Consider the following 16,454-nt stretch of genomic DNA (forward strand, 5'->3'; position numbering starts at 1 on the left):
CTTAATACTAGTTGCTTTTGTTGTCGGATCATTGCTCACCGCCTGTTTTGATAGCTTAATTATATCATAAAAGCCTTGAAATTACTGCGGTTGAACAGTATTTCCAAGGCTTTTATTCTGCTCTTTTATTTAATGGACTTTTTCAGTGGCCTCCCACAGGCGGGGTATTTTTTTTTACCGAAAGGAATTTAGACTCGGGTGTCAAATAAAATCTTTTATATAAGTAGGTTAATCGTTTGGTCAGTTTAAAATCATTTCAAGCTCGTTTAATAGAATTGAGGGGTAAAATCGAACTCACCCCCTGAGCAACTTTTGTGGATTTTGAATGACCCTACCTGCCCCCCTCTCTTTCTGACAAGACAGTCTGTGAAATCGTCTAAAAAGAGAGGGGGGAGCTAGGGGGTGAGTTCGATTTCGAAAGCTCCGATTTGAATCGCAGTCATTTTCGATCACCGCTAAGCACAGTACGGTAAATTTTTTCTGAGTTAAACTCGATGACCAGCAAAATTTATTTAATTTAGATCCATTCTTTTGGTCCCGCCTTTCCGGCGCTTGAGGGACCGGCGGACGGGCTTTGCGTCATAGCATAGCATTTTGCCCATCTTTTGGGTACAATAACTCGGAGCATTCCGGGGCGGGGCGGTCGGCAGCGGCGAATTCGGGGGCGGCGGGTGAGCTTTTTTGAACCCGGCTCCGGAATATTCGCCGCGCCGTAGCCGTATCTTAACAATAACCGGATAGCCCGGGCCGGGACTCCGGCGGTTTTTGGGGAATCCGCACGGTCAACGTCTATCAATGGTGGTGCAGGGTTTGACGAAATTTAAGTCGATTGTGGATATCCTGTTGGTGGGGCTGATCCTTTTTCAGATGTTTAAGATCATGCGCGGCACCAAGGGGATCTTCCTATTGAACGGGGTGCTCATCCTGTATTTGGCATACATCGGCAGTTCCTCGCTGGGGTTGAAAAGCTTAAGCACCCTGCTGAACTGGATCATGATGATGCTCATCGTCGCCCTGCCGATTATCTTCCAGAATGAATTGAAGCGGTTTTTGGAGAGTCTGGGGAGCAAAAATCCCATTTTGAAATGGTTCTTGAATCCGCCGCCCATTGCGCCGCAGAGCATCGATATCGTGGTGGAGGCCGCCGAGAGCCTGGCCAAAGCGCGAATCGGCGCCCTGATCGTTTTCGAACGCGAGGACCGCTTGACGGTGGTCGGCGAGTCCGGCTCGCCGATCGACGGGGTCGTCAACAAGGTCCTGGTCGAGCAGCTTTTTTATCCGGGGTCGCCGCTGCACGACGGGGCGATCCTGATCAAGGGCAACCGGATCCAGGCGGCCGGCTGTTTCCTGCCGTTGGACAACGGTTTGTCCCTGCCGCAGGAGTTGGGCAGCAGGCACCGGGCGGGCTTGAGCCTCTCGGCGCAGTCCGACGCGCTGGTGGTGGTGGTCTCCGAGGAGACCGGCCAGATCGCGCTGGCCTGCCACGGCCGGCTGGAACGGAATCTCTCCGGCGAGAGCCTGAGGTTCCGCTTGCGCGAGTTGATCGAACAATCCACCGAAAAGGCCGGTCCGGGCGTGAGCCAGTCCGGCGATTCCAAGATGGAGGTCAGTTAAGGGTGCGTTTGATGGTTTCGCAATTCAAGACCGGGCTGGAGCTGGAGGAGGCGCAACTGGCCGGGGCATTGGCCCGGGAGTTGCAATTGCCGGCCGGCAGCATCAGCGGGCTGGAGATCCGGCGCAAGTCGCTGGACGCCCGACGGGAGCCGAGCTTCGTTTACACGCTGGTCTTCGAGGTGGGATTCAGCGAATATGAGCTTGAGGCGCTGTTGCAAAAGAATCCCAACCTGAAACCGTATGCGGCAGCGGCAGAATCTGGTATAGACATCTATGCAAATCCGATTGCAGCGCCAGACCAAAGACCGGTGATTGTGGGTGCAGGCCCAGCCGGTCTTTTTGCTGGTTTCCGGCTGGCCGCCGCCGGTTGGCGGCCGGTCATCCTGGAGCGGGGCGACGGCCTGGCGGAACGGGTCGGGAAGGTCCAGGCCTTTTGGAACGGGGGCGCGCTGGACCCGGAGTCCAATATCCAGTACGGCAGCGGCGGGGCCGGCACCTTCTCCGACGGCAAGCTGACCACCCGGATCAAGGACCCGCGCACCGCGACGATCCTGGATATCCTGGTGCGCCTGGGCGCGCCGCCGGAGATCCGCTACTGGCAATATCCGCACATCGGGACCGACCTGCTGCGGCAGATCATCGCCGGGCTAGAGGATTTCATCCGCGAGCGCGGCGGGGAGATCCGCTTCCGGCACCGGTTGACCGACCTAGCATATCCGCAGGCCGGTCCGATCCGGCTCACGGTCAATGGGGAGCGGGAGCTGGAGACCGATCGCTTGATCCTGGCCACCGGCAACAGCGCCCGGGACATCTACCGGATGCTCCGGCGCCGCGGGCTGGGCCTGAAGGCCAAACCGTTCGCGGTGGGCCTGCGGATCGAGCATCCCCAGGAGCTGATCGACCGCGCCCAGTACGGCCGGTGGGCCGGCCATCCCAAGCTGGGACCGGCCGAGTACCATCTGACCTATCAACACCGGGCCAGCGGCCGGGGGGTCTATTCCTTCTGCATGTGCCCGGGCGGGATGGTCATCGGCGCGACCTCGCTGGCGGGGGCCGTGGTCACCAACGGGATGAGCTTTCATGCCCGCGACTCGGGGGTGGCCAACGCGGCGCTCATCGTCACGGTGGGGCCGCGTGATTTCGGCGGGGATGCGGAGCTGGCGGGGCTGGAGTATCAGGAAGCCTTGGAACGGAAGGCTTTCACCCTGGGCGGCGGCGGTTTTTACGCGCCGGCGCAACGGGTCGGAGACTTTCTGCGGCACCGGCCGAGCTCCTCGTTCGGCGCTCTCGCTCCCTCATACCGTCCCGGGGTGCGGCCGGCCAATCTCCGGGAGCTCTTCCCGGCGGAGCTGGGGCAGGCGCTGGCCGACGGGATCGTCCAGTTTGGACGGCAAGTCAAGGGGTTCGATTGGCCGGACGCGGTGCTGACCGGGGCGGAGACCCGGACTTCGGCCCCGGTACGGATCGAGCGGGGCGAGGACCGGCAGGCGCTGGGTTTTCCCGGTATCTATCCCGTGGGCGAGGGAGCCGGCTATGCCGGGGGCATCGTCAGCTCGGCCCTGGACGGCTGGAAGACGGCGGAAACCGTTCTAGAAAGAAGCCAATAAAATACTGTGACGACTTGCGAAGAGATTGTTAATCATTCGTTCTTGGTTGTTGGTCGTTGGTTCGTAGTTTGTGGTTAGGAGGCTCCGGTGGTCCATGAATGGAATACCGTTGAAAGCTGAATTTTCATCGTTTGTCCCGACAAAGAACCAACAACCAATAACTAACAACTAAGCACGCTTTTATCCCTAGTTAACAAAAAAGTTTTTGCGGAGGGATTTTTCATGGGTCGTTTATTTGGGACCGACGGGGTCCGGGGGGTCGCCAACCAGAACTTAACGCCGGAGCTGGCGTTTCAGCTGGGTTTGGCCGCCGGTTATTATTTCAAGAAGCGCAGCGGGCTCGCCAAGCCGCAGTTCGCGATCGGCAAGGATACCCGCATCTCCGGGGATATGCTGGAGGCGGCGTTGGCCTGCGGCCTGACCGCCATCGGCGCCGATGTTTTCGAGCTGGGGGTCATTCCCACGCCGGGCGTGGCCTATCTCTGCCGGAGCCTGAAAGTTACCGCCGGCGCGATGATCTCGGCCTCCCACAATCCGGTGGAGGACAATGGGATCAAGTTCTTCACCGGCGAGGGCTTTAAGCTCACCGACGAGATGGAGGACGAGATCGAGGCGATCTTCCGGGAGCAGCTGGAGACGATCGAGCGGCCGACCGGGGTCGGGGTGGGCCAGATCACCGACCGGTCGGACGCGGTGGCGCGGTACGAGGAGTTTTTGGCGGGGTCGGTGGAGACCCGTTTCGACGGGCTGCGGATCGTGGTGGATTGCGGCTACGGGGCTTCCTTCGCCCTGGCTCCGAAGGTGCTGGAAAAGCTGGGCGCCGAGGTGATTGCCCTCCATGACCGCGACAACGGCGCGCGGATCAATGTAAAATGCGGCTCGACCCATCCGGAGATCCTCCAGCGCGAAGTGGTGGCCGCCGGGGCCCATCTGGGAGTGGCCCATGACGGGGACGCCGACCGGATCATCGCCGTCGATGAGCGGGGCGAGATCGTGGACGGCGACGCCATCATCGCCATCTGCGCGCTGCATCTGAAGGCCGCCGGCAAACTCAAGAATAATAAGGTGGCGGTGACGGTCTATTCCAACCTGGGCATGATCCAGACCCTGAAAGAGCACGGCGTGGCGGCGGCGGTGACGGCCAACGGCGACCGTTACGTGCTGGAGGCGCTGCGCGAGCAGGATCTGGTGCTGGGGGGCGAGCAGTCGGGGCACATCATCTTCCTCGACAAGAATACCACCGGCGATGGCGTGCTGACCGCGCTGCAGCTGATCGCGGCGGTGGTGGAGTCGGGCAAGCGCCTCTCCGAGCTGGCGGGGCAGGTCCATAAGTTCCCGCAGGTGCTGGAGAATGTCCGGGTCGGCACCAAGGAAGGCTGGCAGGAGCGGGCGGCCATCGGCGCGGCCATTGCCCGGGCCGAGGCGGAACTGGGCGACCAGGGGCGGGTGCTGGTCCGGGCTTCGGGAACCGAGCCGTTGATCCGGGTGATGGCCGAAGGGCCGGACGAAGGCCGGCTCCGTGAGCTGGTGGGCGCGATCGCGGCGGCGATCCGCGGCGAATTGGGCGGTTGAAACCATCCACATCTTGGCGGTTCCCTTTTGGGAAAATTTGTGGTAAAATAAAGCATCGTGGTATGTCTGCTTCGCGTCCTCGCGGCAGGCATGCCGGCGGATGCGGAAAGGAGAGGATAGCGAGGGGTCCGGAGACCTTTCGGGCAAGCCAAATCGGGAAAGGAGTTGATGGATCGGGGTAGGGCATAGGATGAAACAACTTTAGCGCCAGGGCTCTCCTTTAGGAAGTTGTGATTTCCGCGCGGCGGAAGGTTTTTTGGGAGAGTTGACGAGGAGGGGGATCTCGGAATCATCGGCGGGTGACCCCCGGTGTAACCACCACCGTAAAAGGCCCGACAAATCCGGCAGTGATGCCTGGGACAATAGGGACCTTGAGTGAATTGAATAACTCTAATTTAAGCAGAGGTTCGTCATGAAGCGTATCGACGTGCTTTATTTCGTGCTATGTTTTAGCATGCGTTCGTTGCCTTTTTTGCGGCGCTGGGATTTTGGCATGGTTCCCAGGGCTTGATCCGTTTTACCCATGAATAGTTTTTTTAAAGAACGACCGCTGCGACAGGCGGTTTTTTTATTTGCGCAAAATTGTTTTTTAGGAGAATGCTTCCCTTTCCGGAGGGGATGGGAAAGCTAATGATCGAACGGCTTAGGATTTGAAAATCGGTTTTTAAATTAAAGGAGGAATCCGCATGTGCGGTATTGTCGGATATATTGGAAAGCAAGAAGCTGTGCCGGTCCTGTTGGACGGTTTGAAGCGGCTGGAGTACCGGGGCTATGACTCGGCCGGGGTGAGCGTTCTGAATGACGGGAAGCTGACCACCAAGAAATCGGTGGGCCGCTTGAGCAAGATCGAGGAGATCCTGACCGCCCAGCCGCTCTCCGGTTCCGTAGGGATCGGCCATACCCGCTGGGCGACGCACGGCCGGCCCTCGGACCGCAACGCCCATCCTCATTACGACTGCCAGCAGAAGATCGCGGTGGTGCATAACGGGATCATCGAGAACTATATTCAGCTGCGCGAGGAGTTGCAGGAGAAGGGGCACATCTTCAATTCCGAGACCGACACCGAGGTGCTGCCGCATCTGATCGAGGAGTATTACCAAGCCCAACAGGGCCGGGGCGACCTGGAGGCGGCGGTCCGCGAGGCGCTGCGGCATGTCGAGGGCGCTTACGCGATGGTGGTGATCAGCGAATACGCGCCGGACCGGCTGATCGTGGCCCGCAAGTCCAGCCCGCTCATTATCGGGCTGGGCCGGGGCGAGAACTTTGTGGCCTCGGATATTCCGGCGGTGCTCCCTTATACGCGGGAGATTTATATCCTGGAGGACGGGGAGATGGCGGTGGTCCGGGCCGGGGAGGTGCGGGTGACCGATTTCGCCGGGGAGCCGGTGACCAAACGCCCGTTTCATGTGGAATGGGATCTGGAGGCGGCCGAGAAGGGCGGCTACGAGGATTTCATGATCAAGGAGATCCACGAGCAGCCGCGGGCGGTCCGCGACACGCTGACCGGCAAGATCGACCGGGCGACGCTGAAGGTGATGCTGCGCGGCGTCAAGCTGGATCCGGAGTTTATCCGCAGTCTCGACAAGATTCACGTGGTGGCCTGCGGCACGGCGTACCACGCCGGGCTGGTCGGGAAGTATCTCATCGAGAAGCTGGTGAAGATCCCGGTCGAGGCCGAGCTGGCCTCGGAGTTCCGCTACCGCGATCCGTTGGTGCGGCCGGGTTCGCTGACGGTGATCGTCTCCCAGTCGGGCGAGACCGCCGACACTCTGGCCGGGCTGCGCGAGGCCAAGCGGCTCGGTTCGCGGATCCTGGCCATCACCAATGTGGTGGGCAGCTCGGTGGCGCGCGAGGCCGACGATCTGATCCTGACCCTGGCCGGGCCGGAGATCGCGGTGGCCTCGACCAAGGCGTATACGACTCAATTGCTCTCTTTCTACCTCTTCGCCATTTACCTGGCGCAGGAGCGCGGCACCATCGGCGAGACCGAGCGGATCGCGCTGGTGGAGGAGTTGTTGAAACTTCCCGATAAGCTGGAGAAGGTGCTCAATACCGAGACCAAGATCAAGGAGTTCGCCGAGGACTTCAAGAATAGCGAGGATATCTTCTTCATCGGCCGGGGCCTGGACTACGCGGTTTCGCTGGAGGGCGCGCTGAAGCTGAAAGAGATCTCCTATATCCACGCCGAGGCCTATGCGGCCGGGGAGTTGAAACACGGCACCCTGGCGCTGATCGTGGAGGGCGTGCCGGTCTTCGCCCTGGTGACCCAGGCGGAACTGTATGAGAAGATGATCAGCAATATCAAGGAGGTCAAGGCGCGCGAAGCCACGGTGGTGGCCCTGGCGGCGGCCGGCGACCACAAGACCGCCCAGTCGGTCGATTATGTGCTGCACATTCCGGCGACCCACACGATGCTGACGCCGATCCTGGCGGTGGTGCCGCTGCAACTCTTCGCTTATTATGCGGCCAAGGCCAGAGGGTGCGATGTGGATAAGCCGCGGAATCTGGCGAAGAGCGTGACGGTGGAGTAAGGAAGTATATTCTCAAAAGTTTAATGACTAACAGGCAAAAATGCGAGGGAAAACCCAATTGAGTTAACCTCGCATTTTTAATATTTAAACAGGAAAAGGACCATTGAAATTCCTAAGCGATATAGAGACAAATTAAAATAAGTTGTTTACTGTGGGGGAAATCTGAGGAATCTATCTATAAAAAGGTGGAGACGACTTTTTCACAGAAAGGTTATCCAGAAAAAGGATATTATCTAAAAAAGTTGAACTCTATTTATAATCACTCAACTTTCGGTGCGCTAAAATAACGTGAAAAACTGAATAATTAAAGATTTTTACCAAACAACAATCGGAGTTGACTCAATGGTCCAAGTCCAAACAACAAGGAAGCGAAGCGATTCGCTAGAAAAGGAATAAACTCACCCATCTCGCTTCCCTCTCTTTTGCGGAAAGAGAGGGAAGAAAGGCCGGTTCGAGGCAGCGTTAAAACCGGTCGATAGGCAGCGGAGCATTGAGGTTACCCTCTCTTTCTCAAAAGAGAGGGCGAGGGTGAGTTGGTTTTGGGTGCCTTAAAGTCAGTGAGTAAATTCATAGATTGTCAATATGAGAGAATTTCAAATCGCTGATAAAAGACTTCGCAATCCAATATATTGATAGATATATCTGGGCTAATCACTATATATTGGATTGCGAAGGGCACATGATGGTAATTTGAAATTCTCTGGGATAGTTAAACCAATATCGATCCCGCGCGCGACGACACGATATAATAGGCAGGACGGTGGAAACCGGGGATTGAATGGGGAATCGCCAAATTATCCGGAGAAATGGGACAGGGATGTGCGGATATTACGGAAGTGCAGAAGTCGCTTTTGGAAATGTATGGTGAGCATGAGGCCGGGATTCGGGCGCTGCGGCGAAGGCCCGTTTAATTGATAGCAACAAAACCCCTGGGAGCAATCGGGGGTTTGTTTTTTTTCTCTCTTAATTGGTGCGATCCACCCGCCGATGTTGTTGAATCAGCAAATGAGTCTATTCGATAGATAAAAAAACCTTTTCATACGAAAGCAAAAGAACGCAATCCTTCGCCCCACTTCCTTCTTACTGTATACACCATTGCTTATGATTCTTGTTATTTGTTTTCCCCTTGCTTTTTTTCGTATAGGTTTATGCAACTTTAACTTGTTGTGCTAATTCATGATAAGGTACTGGTAACAAGGGCCTCGGAACTCATGGACAGTGCATCTTGAATCGTCGTCCGGTACGATGGGGATTTGGACCTAACCCTTGCCCTTCCCCAGAGAAGTTGTTCAGGGAGCTGATTCCGGGGAAGGGTAATCCGAGCCGCTGTCCTCCAAAAACCTTCCAAATTACAAAGACTTCGACTTTTTTCGCAAGGGAATAGCTTTAAAAACTGTAAGTCCATGGACGGGACAAAAAAGCGGGTCCAAAAAACCTTGGCGCGCCAATATATGAAAGAGCTTTGGCAGATTAAAATCAGTGAAGAAAACGGATTACCAAAGCTGGAAGCGGAATTTAACCAAGAAGCATTTCAAAACCTCTGTAATACCCGATTGGGTAAGACGATTCTCTTCAGCGACCGGGATGACTGGAGCGATGCCCAGATAGTCAGTTGCTATCGCTCGCAATGGCAGATTGAAGAGATGTTTAAGTGATCAAAAGACCGGACGCGTAATAGCTGGGAACCGGTTTACCATTGGACTGACCCGATGATTCGGATGCATACGTTCTGCTGTATGCTGGGATTGACGTTAACTTCACTATTACGGCGCGAGCTGTGGCGGAATGACTTCAACTTAAGTCAGCGCGCCATGTTTAACCATCTGGAGGCGATCTGCGAAACTCAAGTTACCTATCCGGCAGTTGGCCGCCTCCCGGCAAAAACTCAGTCTTTGCTTCACGAACTTAATGGAATCCAGCAAGGCCTATATCACCAGTTAGGTCTTGGCAAGTACCGAATTTGATAATTTCCAGCTCCGAAAACCAGTTGTATCATCGGTTCCCCGAGCAAGAATGGGCTAAGTCGTAAAGTACCGCTAGTGAGAGAAAATCTCGTAAAAAAGAATGACGCCCTTTCTTTCAAGCTCGGATCAGACATCCTAGCAAAACGCTGTATATGCCAGTTTGAGCTGCTGAAAGACCTTTTAACCAGAACCTTGGAATCTACATCAAGGAATGAATACGGCAAATTGGCGTTTTTTCATTTATTGGAAATAGTTGGATTGTTATCCTTTTGTCTCTTGACAAGTCCTATGACATCTTTTTTTGCCGCCAAAAAAGTAACCCGCCGACGGAACCGTGGGCCAAAATAACAAGCATTCAAAAATTCTTCCCTTTGTATTCCATATCGATCTACTTTTAGGCTGTTTGTCAATGTATCTTTCTGTTTTTCTTTTCATGCTTTTGTATCCACGACTTCGACTACTTTTTTCTCTGCGAAAGTTGATTTATTGAGAATAAAGATTTTATACAGATATGGTTTAAAAATGCATCCATATCTATTTGTTTTTTGGCGAATATCTGTTATAATATTTTTTTGTAGTATTCTTGTGATTTTGTATAAGGAGCGCGTGTGATGTCGATACATTGCAGATTATCCGTGCTGATGGGCGAGAAAAGATACAAAATAAAAGATGTGCATGAGAAAACAGGACTTGCCAGAACTACAATCTCAAACCTATACCACGACAAGATGGAGCGGGTTGATTACGAAACTCTCAATAAGCTTTGTGAATTATTTGAATGCAGTGTCGGAGATATTTTAAAGTACGAAAAAGATTAATATTTCATTTGCTCTGCTGCCCATCATAGGTGACAGTAAACCTGATAAAATAGAGGAATTAAGGGGGTGTTTTGTTATGTGGTGCAAGAGTTGTAGCAGGGAAACGAATAGCGAAACCTGTGAGATTTGCGGTAACGCCACTGAACGGGATATCCCTATCATGATTTATTGGTGCAACGACTGCAAGACGCCGATCATAAAATCAGCAAACAGAATTGATAAAAACATTTGTCCTATATGCGGCAAAAAAACCTCATATTTATGTGCAGATTTACGTCCAGTATTCCCTGAAGAACGGCTGTTGATTGAAATACTAACCGCAAAGCCGCTTGAATACGTAAATAAAACCGTTTGGGCTGCAGATAATCGTTATTACATCGATGGCGAATCGAAAATGATCCCAATCAGTGCATATAAAAAGCGTTCTGCCGACCAAATTGTGGAACAGCTCGAAAAATACAAAGCTCAAAACCACTACGACTTTTTTAATGAAGCTATAGAGAAGTTTATAAAAGCAAACACTGAAAGATTGCATTACATTTTTGATGAGGCGACAGAGTTTATTAGGGACACCGCTAAAACATACCCAAGCGAGAATATAGTAATCTCGTTTTCAGGCGGCAAGGATTCAACTGTTACTGCCGATTTAACTGTGCGAGCTTTAAGTAATCCGAGCTTAGTACACATCTTCGGCGATACCACCCTTGAGTTTCCGCTGACCATCGAATATGCTAAGCGATTTAGAGAAAACAATCCCAAAGCCATATTCAAGACGGCAAGAAACAAGGAACAAGACTTTTATGAGGTTTGTGAGGACATTGGCCCCCCTGCCCGTATGCTCCGCTGGTGCTGTTCTATGTTTAAGACAGGACCTATTACTCGTGTACTAAATAGTCTGTATCGTGACATGGATATTTTAACTTTTTACGGCATTCGCAAAAACGAATCCGTAAGCCGCAGTAAGTATAATCGAGTAGAGAATAATGCCGAGTCAGTAAAGATACAAAAGCAAAAGGTTGCATCCCCAATTTTTTATTGGAAAGATATCGACGTTTGGCTCTACATATTGGGTGAAGGCATTGATTTCAACGATGCTTATAGGCTCGGCTATGATCGGGTGGGATGCTGGTGTTGTCCGAACAATAATGAAAGAGCGCAGTTTTTGTCCCGGATCTATATGCCGGAGCAGGCTGAAAAATGGCGTAAGTTTTTGATAGATTTCGCTGTAAGGATTGGTAAGCCTGATGCCGAAGTCTATGTTGACAGCGGTAAGTGGAAAGCTCGTCAAGGCGGTAACGGTATTGCTGCTGCGGAAGACGTTAAAATTAAATTTACGAACTGCACAACTGAGGACAACGCAAAGGTATATAAGCTTAACCACCCGATTGATGATAGCTTTTTGAATTTACTGACTCCATTTGGTAAGATTGCCAAGGAACTTGGGCGAAAACTTATAAATGAAACCATTGTTTTGGATATAAAAACCAATGTGCCAATTTTATCTGTTCAGCCTTTTTCGCAGGACGGATATGATTATGCAGTAAAAATCAAGACAATGAATGTAGCAAAGCATGATGATCTGCAAAGAATGGTCGGCTATCAGGTGAGAAAATTTAATGCTTGCCGTAAATGTTTAAAATGCGAATCGCTGTGCAGGTTCGGCGCTATTTCAATTGGCGGCGAAGAGTACCGTATCAGTGATAGCAAGTGTAAGCGTTGCAAGATGTGTGTTACGGCAAAATACCTCGACGGAGGCTGCTTGATAGATAAATACCTCAAGACAAAGGAGTAATTATGAGATTTAGAGCACATGATACCTTTTTCATACGAAAAGGCTGGCTATACAAAGGAATGAAACATGTTGTCCGTGACAGAACAGTCTTTATGGGTGACAACGGAAATCCTATGGATATTTTAGGCATGGGTGCAAATATGGTTAAGTCCTTGCGGTATTGGCTACAAGCTGTCGGGCTTACTGCCGAGCCACCTCAGGGGAAAAAATATCAAACCCTTACTCCTTTCGGTGAAATTGTCTATGAGAACGACAGATACATCGAAGAAATCGGTACGCTGTGGTTTCTGCACTATAAGTTAGCAACTAACGAACCTGATGCAACAGCATGGTATTACTTTTTTAATGAGTTCAACCGCAATGAGTTTATTAGGGATGATTTTGTAAAGCAGCTCAATACGTACATTATGCTGAATGGGTCAGAGGTCTCTGAACGTTCCTTAGATGATGATTTTAACTGTATTATCAGCACTTATGTACCCAGAATTAAATCAAATCCTGGCAAGGTACATCCTGAAAGCAATATTGATTGTCCTCTCGGTGAGTTATCGCTTGTGGACATTGCAAATAAAAAAACAAAGACATATAAAAAAAGTGTACCTAAGCTTGACGGCATACATCCGCTTGTAGTTCTTGCGGTTATCGTTGATCAAGCTAAAGGAGAAGATCAAATAAAGATATCATCTATTCAAAACGATAAGTGTAACGCTGGCAAAGTGTTTAACCTTGATATCATTACGCTTATCAGCCTGCTTAATAAACTCGAACTTATGGGTTACATCAAGGTTATCCGAACGGCTGGGCTTGACTATATAGACATTGAAAGAAAAATTGACTTTTTAGGGTGTGTCAGAGAATACTATGTTGCAATCAATAGATAAACAGACCCTTTAAGAATGGAGATAGAGTATGATTGGTGAGAAAATGTGGGTGGAGAAGGGCTTTCAAACATCCATCAATATCGCATATGATTTAAATAATGAAAATAAAGTAAAAAGCTTTATTCCTACGATGTCATCTATTGACGTCATTGAGGATGTTATGCTTAGCACCAGTGTGCCGGGCAGAGGCCGAGCAAGAATATTGATTGGAGCATATGGCAGAGGAAAATCCCACATCGTACTCATGCTTATGTCGCTTCTTTTTAAGAAAGACATAGCTTTGTTCGAAGTGCTTTTGAATAAAATAAAGGAACATAATCCGAAACTGTATGGGTTTATTAAAGACTACATAACCAGCGATAAAAAATTGCTCCCGATTATTGTCAGTGGAAGCAGCACAAGTATTACACAATCGTTTTTAAGCGCATTGCAAACAGCTTTAAAAAACGAAAACTTGACAAATCTAATGCCTGAAACCAACTTCAAGGCGGCGGTCAATACTATAGAACTTTGGGAAAATCATTACCAGGATACATACAAGAAGTTTATTGCAGAACTTAATGTACCGATCAATGACTTTATAGTTTCCTTGAAAGAATACGATGTGAGCGCCTATGAAAAGTTTAACAAGCTTTACCCGACCCTCACATCCGGTAGTGCTTTTAACCCTTTCCTAGGCTTTGATGTAGTGGAGCTTTATGAGAAGGTCGTTGACAAACTAAAGGACGAAGGCTTTAACGGTGTATACATAATTTATGATGAATTCAGCAAATATCTGGAGGCAAGCATTGCCAATACTACGATCAGTGACATAAAGCTGCTACAAGATTTTGCGGAAAAGTGTGATCGTAGCGGCGACAAGCAAATGCACCTGATGCTGATTTCTCATAAGGATATTGCAAACTACATTGATAAAAACCTACCAAAGGATAAGGTTGACGGTTGGAGAGGTGTTTCTGGTAGGTTTAAGCATATTAATCTGCATAACAACTTTTCTCAGATGTATGAGATCATCTCTGCCGTTATAAAGAAAGATGAGGACTATTGGGTTGATTACTACCAAAAGAATGAAACACGCTTTAAAAGCTTGATTGAACGTTTTAAGGCAAACGGTATACTCGAAAAGAATGATAATACCACAGCTCAGACTGCAGTTATGGGCTGCTATCCGCTGCACCCGATTTCAACCTTCATCCTCCCAAGACTCTCCGAAAAGGTAGCGCAGAATGAGAGAACGTTGTTTACATTTTTATCATCGGATAACAAGTACACCCTATCCGCATTTTTAGAAGAGGCGAAGGGTGATTTTCCCATGCTTACCCCTGATTATGTGTATGATTACTTTGAGCCGCTTTTACGAAAAGAGCCTTATACAAGTGAAATTCACAAGCTTTATGAAACCACATCAAAGGTTCTTCAAAAGCTCGACGAGGGCTCCCTTGCCACTAAAATTGTAAAGACCATTTCGCTCATCTACATTGTGGAGCAGTTTGAAAAACTGTCTCCAATAAAAGACATAATCATAGACACCTTTAGAGATAGCGTTCCCGATGTTAAGGTTATTGATGATGTACTTGCTGAGCTTATTGAAAAAGAGTGCATCATTTATCTCAAAAGAAGCAACGGCTATCTAAAAATCAAGGAAAGCTCTGGTGTTGACATTGGCGCTGAGATTCAGAATGTTATTGAAAAGACCAGGCAGACTTTGAGCGTAAAGGACATCCTGAACAAATTCTCTTTTGATAGCTATATGTATCCTACTGCCTATAATGATGAAATGGAGATCACACGATACTTCGATTTCACCTTTATTGACAGCTTGGAGTTTTTCTCTGTTACAGACTGGGGAAGAAAGATTGAGAACCTAAGCGCAGATGGCGTAGTGTATGCAATTATTCCTCGTAGCAGTGAAGAAATTGAACAAGTTAGAAATGCTATCAAAAGCGGCAACTGTAACCACAATAGAATCATTTTTGTACTACCTGTACGCTTTATGGATATTGAAAAAATAGCTTTTGAGTTTAATGCCGTTACTATCCTAAAGGACATGGCTTCTGATGATGAGCTTCTCTCTGATGAATATGACATTTATATCGAGGATTTAGAAGAAGTTATCGGCAGATATATTTTAAGCTTTACCCGACCGGAAACAGGAGAAGCTGAGTATTATTGGAACGGAGAAAAACAGCCGTTTAAGAGAAAGGCACAAATCTCTGCTAAACTCTCGGAAATTTGTGCAGAAACTTATCCAAACACCCCTATTATCAATAACGAATCCATAAATAAGGACAGTTTGCCGACTGTGGCAATTAACAGCAGAAGTAAGCTTATTTCTGGTCTACTTGAAAACGAGCTGAATGTGAATTTAGGGCTTACCGGAACAGGCCAGGACGTTTCGTTTATGAGAAGCACCTTGATACAGACCGGCATTCTCTCGAACGAACAGGTGAAGCCTGTTTTAACGCTTACACCTGAAGATGAGAAAATGGCAAATACCCTACGCGTGATTCAAGAGTTTTTCAATGAAGCCAATACAAACGGGGGACGAAATTTCAAAGATTTGTACGATAGATTGACTCTACCAGAATTCGGTTATGGCATAAAAAAAGGGGTCATACCCATCTATATTGCAGTTGTTCTTCATTTCTTCAAAAAGTATCTTGTTATCAAAAACAGAAACGAAGAAGTTAAAATTACGGCGGATCTTTTAAATAGTATCAATGAAAATCCTAAGGCTTTTACTGCCTTTATGGAGGATTGGAATGAGGATAAGTCAACCTACATTAACAGTCTGGAAGCCCTATTTTCAGACTATGTTATTTCAAAAGAAAAGGATTATAACACATTTACTTATGTTGTGTCAGCCATGTCACGCTGGTATATGAGCCTGCCTAAGTATGTAAAGGAGTTAAAGACTAACTATAAGGGAAAAGGCGTTTCTCCTGAAAAGATATCGTCTGCACAAGTCAAATTTATCGGGAGCCTAAAGCAGACTGATATCAACGCAAGAGAGTATTTGTTCGAGAAGCTATTTGATATTTTCGGTTTTAAAGAATTTACGGTCGACATCGTTGATAATATTAAAAGTGCAAAATCTACCTTTGATCGCGCCAAAACTGAACTTATCAAACATCTGATAAATGATGTTAAAGACACTTTCAAGACTGGCCAAGCTGATAATGCTACATTGACGTCCATTATCAAAGATTTTATTGAAAGATTGAAGCCTACTACGCTGAGCTACTTATTTCCTAATGAAGAACATAAGGTATTGCAACTCATGAGTAGTATTGGTAATGATGAAAATACATTCATAGAAAGGCTGGCAAAAGCAGTTACCGATCTGCGAATTGACGATTGGACGGTAGATACGATTATTGAATTTACAGCAGAATTGGAGCAGATTAAAAAATCAGTTTTAGAATATGACCAAACCGCTGCACAAATTAATAATTCTGTAGTAAGCGCAAACAGTTACAAAATATCGTTTATCGGAGAGGATGGCAAAGAGGTAGTTAAGTCGTTTGACAAGACAACCTACAGTGATAAAGGAAGGCTCCTTTACAACGAGATAGCCACAGCTCTCGATGAAATGGGTCAGTCGATTTCGGAACAAGAAAAAAGACAAATCCTAATGGAGTTTATTGAAAAGATGTGCAAGGGAGGGATCTGACA

The 16,454-nt window shown here is 49.0% G+C and carries 9 protein-coding genes; all 9 read left to right on the plus strand.

Annotation, left to right across the window (positions count from 1 at the left end; genetic code table 11):
- Nucleotides 1-810: 810 nt before the first annotated feature.
- Complete coding sequence (cdaA, locus tag EDC14_RS24900) at nucleotides 811-1,614, plus strand: diadenylate cyclase CdaA (RefSeq protein ID WP_165908309.1); 804 nt, start codon at nucleotides 811-813, stop codon at nucleotides 1,612-1,614.
- A gap of 11 nt (nucleotides 1,615-1,625) precedes the next feature.
- On the plus strand, nucleotides 1,626-3,221 hold the full coding sequence (locus EDC14_RS24905; protein WP_132017622.1) for an NAD(P)/FAD-dependent oxidoreductase: 1,596 nt from the start codon (nucleotides 1,626-1,628) through the stop codon (nucleotides 3,219-3,221).
- Between the two features lie 222 nt (nucleotides 3,222-3,443).
- Nucleotides 3,444-4,793 (plus strand): phosphoglucosamine mutase, encoded by a 1,350-nt coding sequence (glmM, locus tag EDC14_RS24910; RefSeq protein WP_132017590.1) that lies wholly within the window; start codon nucleotides 3,444-3,446, stop codon nucleotides 4,791-4,793.
- A gap of 686 nt (nucleotides 4,794-5,479) precedes the next feature.
- Entirely contained in the window at nucleotides 5,480-7,324 is a 1,845-nt protein-coding gene (glmS, locus tag EDC14_RS24915; protein ID WP_132017592.1) for a glutamine--fructose-6-phosphate transaminase (isomerizing), read from the plus strand.
- A 1,451-nt stretch (nucleotides 7,325-8,775) separates the two neighbouring features.
- Complete coding sequence (locus EDC14_RS24920; RefSeq protein WP_132017594.1) at nucleotides 8,776-8,979, plus strand: hypothetical protein; 204 nt, start codon at nucleotides 8,776-8,778, stop codon at nucleotides 8,977-8,979.
- Between the two features lie 920 nt (nucleotides 8,980-9,899).
- Nucleotides 9,900-10,106: a helix-turn-helix domain-containing protein gene (locus EDC14_RS24925; protein WP_132017596.1), complete on the plus strand. Its 207-nt coding sequence runs from the start codon at nucleotides 9,900-9,902 to the stop codon at nucleotides 10,104-10,106.
- Nucleotides 10,107-10,182: 76 nt separating this feature from the next.
- Nucleotides 10,183-11,898 carry a phosphoadenosine phosphosulfate reductase domain-containing protein gene (locus EDC14_RS24930; protein ID WP_132017597.1) on the plus strand — a complete coding sequence of 572 codons (1,716 nt, stop codon included), beginning with the start codon at nucleotides 10,183-10,185 and terminating at the stop codon, nucleotides 11,896-11,898.
- Nucleotides 11,899-11,900: 2 nt separating this feature from the next.
- A complete protein-coding gene (locus EDC14_RS24935; RefSeq protein ID WP_132017599.1) occupies nucleotides 11,901-12,779 on the plus strand; it encodes a DUF4007 family protein in 879 nt (292 codons plus the stop codon).
- A 28-nt stretch (nucleotides 12,780-12,807) separates the two neighbouring features.
- The gene (locus EDC14_RS24940) at nucleotides 12,808-16,452 is read left to right on the plus strand and encodes a hypothetical protein (protein WP_243663112.1); all 3,645 of its coding nucleotides are present in this window, start codon (nucleotides 12,808-12,810) and stop codon (nucleotides 16,450-16,452) included.
- The last annotated feature ends 2 nt before the right edge of the window (nucleotides 16,453-16,454 follow it).

This window comes from Hydrogenispora ethanolica (assembly GCF_004340685.1).
GTDB classification, from domain to species: domain Bacteria; phylum Bacillota; class UBA4882; order UBA8346; family UBA8346; genus Hydrogenispora; species Hydrogenispora ethanolica.

Coding starts and splice junctions, on each gene's coding strand:
- EDC14_RS24905 (WP_132017622.1), top strand. CDS start 1,626: ATGGTTTCGCAATTCAAGACCGGGCTGGAGCTGGAGGAGGCGCAACTG.
- glmM (WP_132017590.1), top strand. CDS start 3,444: ATGGGTCGTTTATTTGGGACCGACGGGGTCCGGGGGGTCGCCAACCAG.
- glmS (WP_132017592.1), top strand. CDS start 5,480: ATGTGCGGTATTGTCGGATATATTGGAAAGCAAGAAGCTGTGCCGGTC.
- EDC14_RS24920 (WP_132017594.1), top strand. CDS start 8,776: ATGAAAGAGCTTTGGCAGATTAAAATCAGTGAAGAAAACGGATTACCA.
- EDC14_RS24925 (WP_132017596.1), top strand. CDS start 9,900: ATGTCGATACATTGCAGATTATCCGTGCTGATGGGCGAGAAAAGATAC.
- EDC14_RS24930 (WP_132017597.1), top strand. CDS start 10,183: ATGTGGTGCAAGAGTTGTAGCAGGGAAACGAATAGCGAAACCTGTGAG.
- EDC14_RS24935 (WP_132017599.1), top strand. CDS start 11,901: ATGAGATTTAGAGCACATGATACCTTTTTCATACGAAAAGGCTGGCTA.
- EDC14_RS24940 (WP_243663112.1), top strand. CDS start 12,808: ATGATTGGTGAGAAAATGTGGGTGGAGAAGGGCTTTCAAACATCCATC.